At 69.5% G+C, this 12,009-nt stretch carries 11 protein-coding genes; 2 read left to right on the top strand and 9 right to left on the bottom strand.

The genetic code is table 11. The features are described 5' to 3' along the window. From QN357_RS04055 to QN357_RS04025, 7 genes are all read right to left on the bottom strand, one after another. Positions 1–413, bottom strand: a 413-nt coding sequence (locus QN357_RS04055; protein WP_323504576.1) for a hypothetical protein, incomplete at its 3' end; no start/stop codon positions are given. A 338-nt stretch (positions 414–751) separates the two neighbouring features. Beyond that, the gene (locus QN357_RS04050; RefSeq protein ID WP_134447670.1) at positions 752–1,903 is read right to left on the bottom strand and encodes a VIT1/CCC1 transporter family protein; all 1,152 of its coding nucleotides are present in this window, start codon (positions 1,901–1,903) and stop codon (positions 752–754) included. 5 nt (positions 1,904–1,908) lie between these two features. Then, positions 1,909–2,217, bottom strand: coding sequence for a hypothetical protein (locus QN357_RS04045; protein ID WP_134447668.1), 309 nt, complete (start codon positions 2,215–2,217; stop codon positions 1,909–1,911). Beyond that, on the bottom strand, positions 2,217–3,722 hold the full coding sequence (gene gatB, locus QN357_RS04040; protein ID WP_134447666.1) for an Asp-tRNA(Asn)/Glu-tRNA(Gln) amidotransferase subunit GatB: 1,506 nt from the start codon (positions 3,720–3,722) through the stop codon (positions 2,217–2,219). The genes QN357_RS04045 and gatB overlap by 1 nt, the downstream gene beginning before the upstream one ends. Then, entirely contained in the window at positions 3,722–5,269 is a 1,548-nt protein-coding gene (gatA, locus tag QN357_RS04035; RefSeq protein WP_134447664.1) for an Asp-tRNA(Asn)/Glu-tRNA(Gln) amidotransferase subunit GatA, read from the bottom strand. Before gatA ends, gatB begins: the two co-directional genes overlap by 1 nt. A 2-nt stretch (positions 5,270–5,271) precedes the next feature. After that, positions 5,272–5,568 (bottom strand): Asp-tRNA(Asn)/Glu-tRNA(Gln) amidotransferase subunit GatC, encoded by a 297-nt coding sequence (gene gatC, locus QN357_RS04030; RefSeq protein WP_134447662.1) that lies wholly within the window; start codon positions 5,566–5,568, stop codon positions 5,272–5,274. Positions 5,569–5,603: 35 nt separating this feature from the next. After that, positions 5,604–6,851, bottom strand: a complete 1,248-nt coding sequence (locus QN357_RS04025) for an alpha/beta hydrolase (RefSeq protein ID WP_166787315.1) — start codon at positions 6,849–6,851, stop codon at positions 5,604–5,606. Between the two features lie 256 nt (positions 6,852–7,107). On the opposite strand from QN357_RS04025, the gene QN357_RS04020 reads away from it, so the two are divergent. Next, positions 7,108–7,644 (top strand): PadR family transcriptional regulator, encoded by a 537-nt coding sequence (locus tag QN357_RS04020; protein ID WP_322135704.1) that lies wholly within the window; start codon positions 7,108–7,110, stop codon positions 7,642–7,644. Then, positions 7,641–8,405: an alpha/beta hydrolase gene (locus tag QN357_RS04015; protein WP_322135703.1), complete on the top strand. Its 765-nt coding sequence runs from the start codon at positions 7,641–7,643 to the stop codon at positions 8,403–8,405. Before QN357_RS04020 ends, QN357_RS04015 begins: the two co-directional genes overlap by 4 nt. Before the next feature lie 21 nt (positions 8,406–8,426). Here the strand turns inward: QN357_RS04015 and ligA are convergent, their stop codons facing one another. Together ligA and mnmA are read right to left on the bottom strand one after the other, a co-directional pair. After that, positions 8,427–10,763 carry an NAD-dependent DNA ligase LigA gene (gene ligA, locus QN357_RS04010; protein ID WP_322140840.1) on the bottom strand — a complete coding sequence of 779 codons (2,337 nt, stop codon included), beginning with the start codon at positions 10,761–10,763 and terminating at the stop codon, positions 8,427–8,429. Continuing rightward, positions 10,756–11,964: a tRNA 2-thiouridine(34) synthase MnmA gene (gene mnmA, locus QN357_RS04005; protein ID WP_322135702.1), complete on the bottom strand. Its 1,209-nt coding sequence runs from the start codon at positions 11,962–11,964 to the stop codon at positions 10,756–10,758. Before mnmA ends, ligA begins: the two co-directional genes overlap by 8 nt. Positions 11,965–12,009: the final 45 nt, after the last annotated feature.

Here is a 12,009-nt window from a genome sequence, read left to right as displayed (position 1 = left end):
TTCACCTCCCGGGCCGACACCCGCGTCACCCGGGTGAGGACATCCCACGGGCCCGTGCAGCCCATCCGCCAGGCCAGGCCCTCCCGGCCCAAAACCCGAGCCCGCCGGTCCACATCCGTCGCGGTGCTCACCCGGGCCGCATCCACCGTCCGACCGATCGCCTCCACGGTGCTCAGCGCCGTCACCGCTTCTCTGTCGCTGAGCAGCCCCACCGGGATCGCCGCCAGGGCATCGGCGAGAACCGCCTGCGCCTCGGCGAGCCGGGCGACAGCATCCGCATGCACCGACGGCACCGAGCCGACCAGACCCTCCGCGCCCTCGAAACCCTCGGCACCCACGGTGGGCTGGTCCCCCGCGGCCCCGGAACCGGGTGTCTGCGGGGTGTGTGACTGGGGATCCGTAGCTCCTGCCATACCCCGATTCTACGCCGAATAGAACACAAAGACGAGACTTACTCACATAATTGTGGGCTTCTCATTCCGAGTTTCATACCTGAAGACGGTTGATTCTCCTGCCCGTGGTTCCGAATTCAGGAGATCCTCCCGGGCGGGCAACTCCGGTCCGCGGACCAGTGCGGCCGATCCCACCCGACACCAAGAATCTCCTGAATTCGACACCGGGTGCAGACCCGAGGCAGCAGACGCCAACACCGCCGACGAGCGGTGAGACTCCGTTCATCCTGGATGGACTGTGTAACGTCCGTCGCGGCTCGAAGCCCCGACACCCCGCCCGTAGATCGCTCCAGAAGGCGCTACCCGAGCGAGGTGCCGAAGAGCAGGCCGAGCACGTAGGTGACCCCGGCTGCCGCGAAGCCGATCAGCAGCTGGCGGAGCGCACGCCGGAGCGGCGGCCCGCCGGAAAGCAGGCCGACAATCGCGCCCGTCGCAAGGAGGGCGAGCCCGACGAGCACGGACGCGACCACGATCGCCGCAAGCCCCTCGAGGCCGAACAGGTAGGGCAGCACAGGGAGGATGGCGCCGGAGGCGAAGAAGCAGAAGCTCGAGGACGCGGCACCCCAGCCGGTTCCGATCGCCTCGTGCTCGTCCGTCGCGGGGTCGAGAGCCCCGTGCGCGATGTCGGCGCCCTGGACCGGGGCGGCAACCGAAACCGGTCCGGTCGCCATGGTCAGCGTGCGCAGCACCTCGTGCGCCTGCGCCTCGGCCTCGTCCGCCGCCATGCCTTGCGCCCGGTAGACGAGGGTGAGCTCGTTGGCTGCGAGGTCGAGGTGCGAGAGCACCGTGCGCGCGGTCGCCTGGGGGGTGGATGCCTCGAGCAACTCCCGCTGCGACCGCACCGAGACGTACTCACCCGCACCCATCGACAGGGCGCCGGCGAGCAGGCCGGCGATGCCCGTGAACAGGATGGTCGCGGCGGGGACGCCGGTCGCGCCGATACCGAGCACGAGGGCGAGGTTGGAGACGAGGCCGTCGTTGATGCCGAACACGGCGGCGCGGAACGATCCGGCGAGGCGCTGGCGGCCCCGGGCGGCGAGCCCGCGCACGACCTCCTCGTGGATGCGTTCGTCGGCCGCCATCGTCTTCGTCGCGTCCACGTCGGAATCGTATGGCGAGCGCGCTTCCGCCCGCTGGGCGAGCGCGAGCACGAAGACGGAACCGAATCGTCTCGCGAGGAACCCGAGGAACCGGGTGCGCACGGCTCCACGTTTCGGCGGGCCGGCCTGGTCGCCGAGCAGGTCCCGCCAGTGCGCCTCGTGGCGGGCTTCCGCCTCGGCGAGGGCGAGCAGGATCTCCTTCTCCTCACCGGTCCGGCGGGAGGCGAGGTCGCGGTAGACCGCGGCCTCCGCGCGTTCATCGGCGAGGTACTGGCGCCAGCGACGAATGTCAGCGGGGGTCGCCGTGGTCTCAGCGCTCGGGGAATCGGGACGTTCCTGGGCTGCGCTCATCGCAATCACGCTTCCGGGGCCGGTTCGAGGGAGGTCTGGGCGACCCGGGCTGACTCGTGCGGGCCCGAGCCGTCGAGCCCGTAGAACGGTTCGTCGAACTGCACGGTCCAGATCGCCTCCCGACCGGAGACAGGGGCGTAGAGGGCTGCGCCGTCGGTGTCCCCGGCCCCGACGATGACGCCGATGGGGTCTTCGACCATCGACTCCGGGTAGCGGCTCCGGTCGAGCCGCACCAGAACCTGCATCCCGACGCCGAAAACGGCTCGGCTCGCGGGCCCGTCCGGTGCGGGCTCGCGTCGCTTCCAGAGGGCCATTACTCGGCCGTTCCTGCCCTTTCGAGGACAAGTTCCCGTACCCGTGCGGCATCCGCTTGTCCGCGCATGGCCTTCATGACGGCACCGATCACGGCGCCGGCCGCCTGGACCTTGCCGTCGCGGATCTTCGCGAGCACGTCGGGCTGGGAGGCGAGAGCGAGGTCGATGGCCTCGATGAGCGGGCCGTCGTCGGAAACGACGGCAAGACCGCGGATCTCCACGACTTCGAGCGGGGTGCCTTCGCCGGCGATGACGCCCTCGAGCACCTGGCGGGCCAGGCGGTCGGTCAGCGTTCCCGCGGTGACCAGTTCGATCAGAGCGGCGAGCTGCACCGGCTCGACCAGGGAGTCAGCGGAGACGCCGGCGACGTTCGCGAGCCTGGCGACCTCGCCGGTCCACCACTTGCGGGAGGACTGGGCGGATGCGCCGGCTGCGACGGTGGCCTCGACAGCGTCGAGCAGGTCGGAGTTGACGACGTCCTGGAACTCGAGGTTGGCGAAGCCCCAGTCGGCCTGGAGGCGCTTGCGGCGTGCCGCGGGCGGCTCCGGCAGGGTCGCGCGGAGTTCTTCGACCCAGGCGCGGGAGGGCGCGACGGGGACGAGGTCGGGCTCCGGGAAGTAGCGGTAGTCGTCGGCGTCGGACTTGGGCCGGCCCGCGGACGTGATGCCGGTGTCCTCATGCCAGTGCCGGGTCTCCTGCGTGATCGTTCCGCCGGCGGCGAGGAGTGCGGCCTGGCGCTGGATCTCGTAACGGACGGCACGTTCGACGCTGCGGAGCGAGTTGACGTTCTTGGTCTCCGTGCGGGTGCCGAGCTTTCCGGAGCCGCGCGGGCGCAGGGACACGTTCGCGTCGCAGCGCACGTTGCCCTCTTCCATCCGCGCGTTGGACACGCCGAGCGCCTTGACGATCTCGCGGATCGCCGCAACGTAGGTGCGCCCGATCTCGGGAGAGTCGGCCTCGCCGCCCTCGATCATCTGCGTGACGATCTCGACGAGGGGCACGCCGCCGCGGTTGTAGTCGACGAGCGAGTAGTCGGCGCCCTGGATCCGGCCGGTCGCGCCGCCGACGTGGGTGAGCTTGCCCGCGTCGTCTTCCATGTGGGCGCGTTCGATGTCGATCGTGACCTGGCGGCCGCTCTCGAGTTCGATCGTGAGCTGCCCGTTGAACGCGATCGGCTCGTCGTACTGGGAGGTCTGGAAGTTCTTCGCGGTGTCGGGGTAGAAGTAGTTCTTGCGGGCGAAGCGCGAGTATTCCGCGATCTCGCAGCCGAGGGCGAGCCCGAGGCGGATGCTCGACTCGATCGCCTTCGCGTTCACCTGCGGGAGCCCGCCGGGGAGTCCGAGGCAGGTCGGGCAGGTGTTCGTGTTCGCACCCTGGCCGAATTCGTTGGCGCAGCCGCAGAACATCTTGGTCTTGGTGTTGAGTTCGACGTGCACCTCGAAGCCGAGCACCGGCTCGAACAGTTCGAGGGCCTTGTCGTAATCCATCAGTTCAGCCTTCTTCATCAGACGGCTCCCCCTTCGCTCGCGAACATTTGTGTGGGTGCCAGTTTCGGCGCAAGGCTGAGCAGGGTGTGTCCCCAGTGCGCTTCGAGCAGCTGCTCGACGGCGGCACCGAAGGTGTACAGACGGGCGTCCTGCTTGGCGGGCGCCATGACCTGCAGCCCGACGGGCAGGCCGTCCTCCGGCGCGAGGCCCATCGGCAGGCTCATTCCCGGGATGCCGGCGAGGTTCGCCGGGATCGTGGTGACGTCGTTGAGGTACATCGCCATCGGGTCGTCCATCTTCTCGCCGAACTTGAACGCCGTGGTCGGCGCGCTCGGGGACAACAACACGTCGACCTTCTCGAATGCGGCGTCGAAGTCGCGCTGGATCAGGGTGCGCACCTTCTGGGCGCTGCCGTAGTACGCGTCGTAGTAGCCGGCGCTCAGAGCGTAGGTGCCGAGGATGATCCGGCGCTTGACCTCGGGTCCGAAACCGGCGTCGCGCGTCGCGGCCATGACCCGTTCGCTCGTGAGCGGTCCCTCTGCCGGGTCCACGCGGATGCCGAAACGCACCGAGTCGAAGCGGGCGAGGTTGCTCGAGGCCTCGGCGGGGAGGATCAGGTAATACGCGGCGACGGCATATTCGAAGCTCGGTGCACTGACCTCTTCGATCTCGGCGCCGGCTGCGACGAGCATCGCGAGGGTTTCGTTGAAGCGCTGCAGGACTCCGGGCTGGAACCCGGGGCCGGACAGCTCCTTGACGACACCGATCCGGACGCCGGTGAGGGCACCGTCGACCCGGCCCGCGATCGCGGCGGCGGCCATCGAAGGCCAGCGGTCGGTCAGCGAGGTGGAGTCGAGCGGGTCGTGGCCGCTGAGAACGTCGTGCAGAAGCGCGGCGTCGTAGACGGTGCGGCTGACCGGTCCGACCTGGTCGAGCGAGGAGGCCAGGGCGATCGCACCGTAGCGGGAGACTCCGCCGTATGTCGGCTTGACTCCGACGGATCCGGTGACGGCTGCGGGCTGGCGGATCGATCCGCCGGTGTCGCTGCCGAGGGCGAGGGGCGCTTCGAACGCGCTCACCGCTGCGGCGGATCCTCCGCCGGAGCCGCCGGGAATCCGGTCGAGGTCCCAGGGGTTGTGGGTCGGGCCGTACGCGGAGAACTCGGTGGACGAGCCCATCGCGAATTCGTCCATGTTGGTCTTGCCGAGCGGGATCAGCCCGGCTTCGCGGACGAGCCGCACGACCGTGGCGTCGTAGGGCGGGATCCAGCCCTCGAGGATCTTCGAGCCGGCGGTCGAGGGCATGTCGCGCGTCGCGAGCACGTCCTTGATGGCGATGGGCACGCCCGCGAGCGGACCGAGCACGGCACCGGCGGCGCGCTGGGCGTCCACGACGGCGGCCGCGGCGAGGGCGTTCGCCCCGGCCACGTGCAGGAACGCGTGTACGTCGGTGTCGACGGCCGCGATGTGGTCAAGGTGGGCCTGCGTCGCCTCGACGGAGCTGACGGCGCCGCTCGTGAGGAGGATGGAAAGGTCGGCGGCGGAGAGGCGGGTGAGATCGGTCATGGTTACTCCTCGTCCAGGATCGCGGGCACGCGGAATTTGTCGCCGTCGCGGTCGGTCGATCCGGAAAGTGCTTCTTCGACGGACAGGGACGGCACGACGACGTCGGCGCGGAAAACGTTGGTCAACGGCATCGGGTGGCTCGTCGCGGGAACTTCGGGCGTTGCGACTTCGGCGACCTTCGCCACCGAGTCCACGATCTGGCCGAGTTCGGCGGTGAGGCGGGTGATCTCCTCCGGGCTGAGGTCGATCCGGGCGAGGTTTGCCAAGTGCGCAACCTGCTCGGCCGTGATTTCAGACATGTTGCTCCGATTGTGGTTGAGGTGAATACCCAATTCTATTCGGAGCCGTTGGTGACCAAATCCGCGTTGTCCGTTCCGATCAGCGCCATGTTGTGCAGCGACTCGCTCCCTGGCTCGAAATACGCGTTGTGGCCGAGCGAGGCCGTGAGGCTGGCCCCGGTGATCCGGTCGGTCGAACCGCGGACCCCGAGCGGATGCGCCCCGTACGATTCGGCCCCCGGGTCACTCCCGAAGAAGGCACTGTTGACGGCCGGATCCCAGTCGGCCTTGCCGACCCAGACGTTCTCGCCCGTCACATGCAGGCTGGCCGCGGACTGGATCTGGCTGCCCGGCGATCCGACGAGCACGAGGGCGTCGACATCGAAGGAGCCACGGGCGAGGGCGGTGAGCGCGACGGTCGAGCCGTAGGAGTGCGCGTAGACGGAGATGAAAGGCTGGTGCCCCCCGCGGTCCGAGCGGATGCCGAGGGAGGACTTCTCGAGGAAGTCGGCTCCGACGATGGCCTTGTCGAGGCCGCCGACGCTGAACAGGTCGGGGACCTCGTAGCCGATCCAGGCGACCGTCGCGATGCTGGCATTCGCCTGGCCCGCGCCCTGGCCTGCGCGTTCGGCGAGCACCTTCTCCTGTTCCATGTACAGGTCGTTCGCCGTGTCCGTCCAGTGCACGATCTCGGCCTCGACGGTGTAGTTCATTCCGGGAACGAGGAAGCCGACGTAGTCGGCGGTGTCGGGATTGCCGAGCGCGATGGCCGCGCGACCGCCGCCCGTGCTGTCGAGCAGGATCAGGGAGCGGCGCGGCCCCGCGTCGGCTTGCCTGAGTGCGGTGCGCACCTGGTCGAGGACGGCGAGCTCGTGGGTGGCGCTCGTGCGGTCGTCGTCGCTCAGCGTGCCCGCGAGGCGCTGCTGGGTCTCGGTGATGCTCTCGTTCAGGTATCGGGCGTTCGCCCGGCCACGCTCCCGGAACGGGATGCCCTCGAGGTTGCCGACGAGGCGGGGTGCCGCGGCGATGAGGGAGGAGCGTTCGGTGCCGCCGAGGGACGTCCACCAGCCGGTGACCTCTGTCGCGGCCGGCGGAACCGCGAGGAGGGAGTCGAGCTGTTCGGGGAAGTCCAGCACGAAGCTCGAGATGTCTGCGACCGAGAGCCGGGCAAGGCCGGCGAGGAGGCTCGACCCGCGCAGGAAGCGGAGGGAGTTGACGTCTCCGTCGATCGATACGACCGGTTCGAGGCCGAGGGGCTGCAGTCCCAGGTCGGTGTCGCTCGACACGACCGCGTATTCGTGCACCTGAAAGGCCTCGCTGGCCCCATTGAATACCAGCGAGGATGCAAGAAGAATTGCCGCGCCTAACAGCAAACCTGGGTACGTCCCCTCACGAACACCGAGCGGTGGATCGGCACGGTATCAAGTGCACACCCTGCACTTTTAGAGTATCGAAGAATGCGCCCGTTGGGGATGAACTTTGTCCCCGGTCCGGGTGCAAATATTCGGGCAGTGAAACCGGGTATTGCGCGCGGGCATATATGCGTGGTCTTATATAGGCATGTCACTGACCATTGCTTTGCTCGGGATGCTCGAGCTCTCGCCCCTCTCCGGGTACGACCTCAATAAGAGGATCGAGGCATCCGTCATTCATTTCTGGTCTGCGGACCAGTCCCAGATCTATCGCACGCTCAGCCGCCTGGTCGCTGACGGACTCGCCGAGGTCACGGTCATCGCCCAGGACGGCAAGCCAGATCGGCGCGAACACCGGATCACCTCGGCGGGTCACGCGGCCCTCGACGCCGCGCTCAGGGCGCCGCTGGAACCTGAGACCCCGCACGAGTCCTTCCTGATGCGCATCTTCTTCGCCGGAGCGCTCGGAATCGACGGCGTCCGCGAACTCCTCCGAGCGCGGAGGGAGGAAGCGAGCCGGCTGCTCGCGCGCCTGACCACCATCGAGGCCCGGGATCCCGGGCGACCGGAAACCATCGGCCAGGCCCTGCGCCGGGCCACGCTCCGCAACGGAATCGTCCACGCCGAGGCGGAACTCGCCTGGCTGGACGAAACCGAATCCGTCCTGGTCACGGCTTCACGGTGACCGGGTATCCGCTCGAGCACGGCGTAGACGCCCCTGGCTCGGAGACGATCGTGTTACTGCACGGCGGCACCGTCGCCTCCTGGTCCTGGCAGCCGCAGGTCGAGGGCATGCCGGACCGGCACATCCTCACACCGGACCTGCCGGGCTTCGGCTCCCGGTCGGGGGAAGAGTGGCATTCGCTGGATCGCACCGCTGACGACGTTGCCGAGATCATCCGCTCCCAGGCCAGGGGCGGGAGCGCCCACGTGATCGGGCTTTCGCTCGGCGGCCTCGTCGCCGTGCACTTGATGGCCCGGCACCCGGAGCTGATCCAGTCCTGTCTGATCTCGGGCGCACCCATGACCGGCATCCATGGAGCTGCCCGGTTCCTCAACACCCTCCAGCTGCGACTGTGGGACAGGGCCTGGTACTGGAAGGCGCAGGCGAAGGCGTTCGGATTGCCTGCCGACGCCGTCGACCTGTTCGTCGGCCACGGCCTGGGCATCCGCGCAGACAACGCGGCACGCGTGTTCGCGGACGTCAACCGGGGCGGCTGCCCGGATTCGCTCGGCGATTACCGGGGTCCGCTCCTCGCCGTCGCTGGAGAAAAGGAGTCCCGCCTGGTGCGGCGCAGCTTTCCCGAATTGCGCAGCAGGCTCCCGCAGACACTCACCTGGATCGCTCCCGGCATGCACCACGTCTGGAGCATCGAGAACGTCGACCTCTTCAACCGGATGGTCCTCGGCTGGGTCGATCGCCTCACGGCTCCCGAACCGGACTGACCGGTGACCGGTCCGGCCCCGTCAGTCGGTCGGTGCGGTGACCGTACCCTCTGTCACGTCGGCGCCGGTCACGTCGGCGCCGGTCACGTCGGAGACGGCGCCATCAGCCGCGTCGAGCGCGGCGGGGCCTCCGGTGACGAGGAGCCGGAATTGCGCTGCGTCGAGGATGCGCAGCCCGAGGGCCTCCGCCTTGGTGAGCTTGGAACCTGCGCCCGGTCCGGCGGCCACGAAGTCGGTGTTCTTCGACACGCTCGAGGCGCTCTTTCCGCCAGCGGAGATGATCGCCTCCTGGGCTTCTTCCCTGGTGAAGCCCTCGATCGACCCGGTCGCGACGACGGTGAGCCCGGTGAGCACTCCCCCGGCGGCCGCGGCAGCGCCCGGTCCCGGGTGGTCCGGCGTCCGGAACTGCACGCCGGCGGCGGTCCACTGGTCCACGATGTCGCGGTGCCAGTCCACCTCGAACCAGTCGATGATGGCGTCTGCGATGATGCCGCCGACGCCGTCGACCTCGGCGAGCTCGTCCCGCGTCGCCGCTCGGATCCCGTCGAGGCTGCCGAAATGGCCGGCGAGGGCGCGCGCGGCGACGGGGCCGACGTGGCGGATGTTGAGCGACACCAGCAGGCGCCAGAGCGGTTTCGTCTTGGCGAGTTCGATCTCGGCGAGCAGCTTGATCGCACTCGAGGACGGCTGCGGACCGGTGAGGCCCGCCCGCTTCTCGGCAGCCGTCGGGTTCCGCCGGAACGGGGTGCGCAGCCGGTTCGTGCCGTCTGCCTCCTCGCGGGGCAGCCCGGTCTCGGCATCGCGCACGACCACCTCGATCGGGGTCAGGTCGTCGAGGGTGAGGTCGAAGAGGCCGGCTTCCGTGCGCAGCGGCGGCTCGATCGGCACGGTCGGCTGGGTGAGGGCGGCCGCGGCCACCTCGCCGAGCACCTCGATGTCGAGCGCGCCGCGGGAACCGATGTGCTCGACCCGCCCGCGCACCTGGGCCGGGCAGCTGCGCGCGTTCGGGCAGCGCAGGTCGATGTCGCCCTCCTTGGCCGGCGCGAGCGGGGTGCCGCACTCCGGACAGTTCGCCGGCATCACGAACGCGCGTTCGCTGCCGTCGCGCAGTTCGACGACCGGGCCGAGAATCTCGGGGATCACGTCGCCGGCCTTCCGCAGCACGACGGTATCGCCGATCAGCACGCCCTTGGCCTTGACGACGTCCTGGTTGTGCAGGGTGGCCTGCCGCACCTCGGAGCCCGCGACCCGCACCTTCTGCATCACGGCGAAGGGGGTGGCACGGCCGGTGCGGCCGACGCTCACGACGATGTCGAGCAGCTTGGTGTTCACCTGTTCCGGCGGGTACTTGTATGCGATCGCCCAGCGTGGCGCCCGGCTCGTTGCGCCCAGTTCGGCGTGCAGGGCGAGTTCGTCGACCTTGATCACGATGCCGTCGATCTCGTGGGACACACTCGCCCGGTGCTCTCCGTAGTACGCGATGAAGGCGGATGCCCCGCTCGCGTCCGGTTCGACGCGGAAGTAGCTGCTCGTCGGCAGTCCCCAGCCGGCCAGGAGTCCGTAGACCGCGGACTGGGCGTCGGCCTGCGGATCGGCCCAGGCCCCGATGCCGTGCACGAGCATCCGCAGCCGGCCAAGCCTCGCGCGCATCAGGCGCAGGGCCTCCTGGCTCTTGCCCTCTGCCTTCTGGCGCAGCGAGCCGGCCGCGGCGTTGCGCGGGTTGGCGAAGGGACGTTCCCCGGCGGCGACCTGCTGGGCATTGAGATCCGCGAAGGCGACGACGGGGAAGAAGACCTCGCCGCGTACCTCCATCAGCGGCGGATGCCCGGTGCCTGACAGTCGCTCGGGGATGCCGGGCACCCAGTGGATGTTCTCGGTGACGTCCTCGCCGACGACGCCGTCGCCGCGGGTCGCCGCGGTGACGAGCACGCCGTCCTCGTAGCGGAGGTTGATCGCGAGGCCGTCGATCTTGAGTTCGCACAGGTAGTGGACGGGGCGGCCGGCGTCCCGCTCGACCTTGGCGGCCCACGCCTCGAATTCCTCGACCGAGAAGACGTTGTCGAGGCTCAGCATCCGCTCGGCGTGCTGCACGGGCGCGAACAGGCTCGTCTCGGCGCGGCCTCCGACGGTCTGGGTGGGGCTGTCCTGGCTCGCGAGCTCGGGAAACTCACCCTCGAGAACCGCGAGCCGGCGGACGAGCGCGTCATAGTCGGCGTCGGAGATGACGACCTCGTTGCGCTCGTAGTATGCGTCCCTGGCGTCGATGATGCTCGCGGTGAGGTCGGCGACCTCGGCGGCGGCCCGCTGGAGCTCCGGCGGCGTGGAGTCGTCGGGCGCGGCGCTCGCGGCGTCAGGCACGGGCGGCGGGAACGGCGACCGGGGCTGGTTCAACGGCAGCCGATGGCACGGGTACGGCGCTCACGGTGCGGTCGATCGTGCACTGGCCGAGCACCCGGGTGCCGACGTAGAGCACCGCGGTCTGGCCGGGGGCGACGCCCGTCAGGGGCTCGCGCGGCGTGATCACGAGTTCGATTGCTCCTGCGTCGGTTGCTCCTGCGCCGGCCGAGTCTGCGCTAGCCGGAACCGGGACACTCACGACCTGCGCGACGGCGGGCACCGGGTCGGCGTGCGCGCGGATCTGCACGTCGCAGTCGAAGGCGATCCCGGGGTGCTCCGGCGCCAGGCCGGTCCAGGTGAACTTCGAGCCGGCGATGAGGCCGATCGCGAGCGCCTCCTTCGGGCCGACGACGACAGTGTTCGTGATCGGGCGCACCTCGAGCACGAATCGCGGCTTGCCGTCCGCGGCCGGCGTGCCGATCTGGAGGCCCTTGCGCTGGCCGACGGTGAACGCGGCGGCACCCTCGTGCCTGCCGAGGGTGTTGCCCTCGCGGTCGAGGATGTCGCCTGCGGATGCAGGGACGCGCTCGGCGAGCCAGCCGCGGGTGTCGCCGTCAGGAATGAAGCAGATGTCGTAGGAGTCCGGCTTGGTCGCGACCGAGAAGCCGCGCTCGGCGGCCTCCGCACGCACCTCGGCCTTGGACGGCGTCTCGCCGAGCGGGAACATCGAGTGCTCGAGCTGCTCGGCGGTCAGCACGCCGAGCACGTAGGACTGGTCTTTCGCCCAGGCGCTCGCGCGGTGCAGTTCGCGGTTCCCCGCGGCATCCGTCTGGATGCTCGCATAGTGGCCGGTGCAGACGGCGTCGAAGCCGAGGTCGATCGCCTTGTCGAGCAGGGCGGCGAACTTGATGCGCTCGTTGCAGCGCATGCAGGGGTTCGGGGTGCGGCCGGCGGCGTATTCGGCGATGAAGTCGTCGACGACGTCGAGCTTGAACCGCTCGGAGAAGTCCCAGACGTAGTACGGGATGCCGATGATGTTCGCGGCCCGCTGGGCGTCCATCGAGTCCTCGATGGTGCAGCAGCCGCGGCTGCCGGTGCGCAGGGTTCCGGGCATGCGGCTCAGGGCGAGGTGCACGCCGACGACCTCGTGCCCCGCCTCCACCGCGCGCGCCGCCGCCACCGCGGAGTCGACCCCGCCACTCATTGCTGCCAAAACCTTCACCGGGCAAGTGTAATCGGACGGCCCGGTTTGGCCAATGCGGCTCGG

This window comes from Cryobacterium sp. RTC2.1 (genome assembly GCF_035018685.1).
GTDB classification, from domain to species: Bacteria; Actinomycetota; Actinomycetes; order Actinomycetales; family Microbacteriaceae; genus Cryobacterium; species Cryobacterium glucosi.
The sequence above is the reverse complement of the archived record's forward strand: the minus strand, read 5'-3'. Positions and strand labels throughout refer to the sequence as shown.

Bases quoted from the DNA above. Each gene is read 5' to 3' on its own strand.
- QN357_RS04050 (WP_134447670.1), bottom strand. From the start codon at position 1,903: ATGAGCGCAGCCCAGGAACGTCCCGATTCCCCGAGCGCTGAGACCACG.
- gatB (WP_134447666.1), bottom strand. From the start codon at position 3,722: ATGAAGAAGGCTGAACTGATGGATTACGACAAGGCCCTCGAACTGTTC.
- QN357_RS04045 (WP_134447668.1), bottom strand. From the start codon at position 2,217: ATGGCCCTCTGGAAGCGACGCGAGCCCGCACCGGACGGGCCCGCGAGC.
- gatC (WP_134447662.1), bottom strand. From the start codon at position 5,568: ATGTCTGAAATCACGGCCGAGCAGGTTGCGCACTTGGCAAACCTCGCC.
- gatA (WP_134447664.1), bottom strand. From the start codon at position 5,269: ATGACCGATCTCACCCGCCTCTCCGCCGCCGACCTTTCCATCCTCCTC.
- QN357_RS04020 (WP_322135704.1), top strand. From the start codon at position 7,108: ATGTCACTGACCATTGCTTTGCTCGGGATGCTCGAGCTCTCGCCCCTC.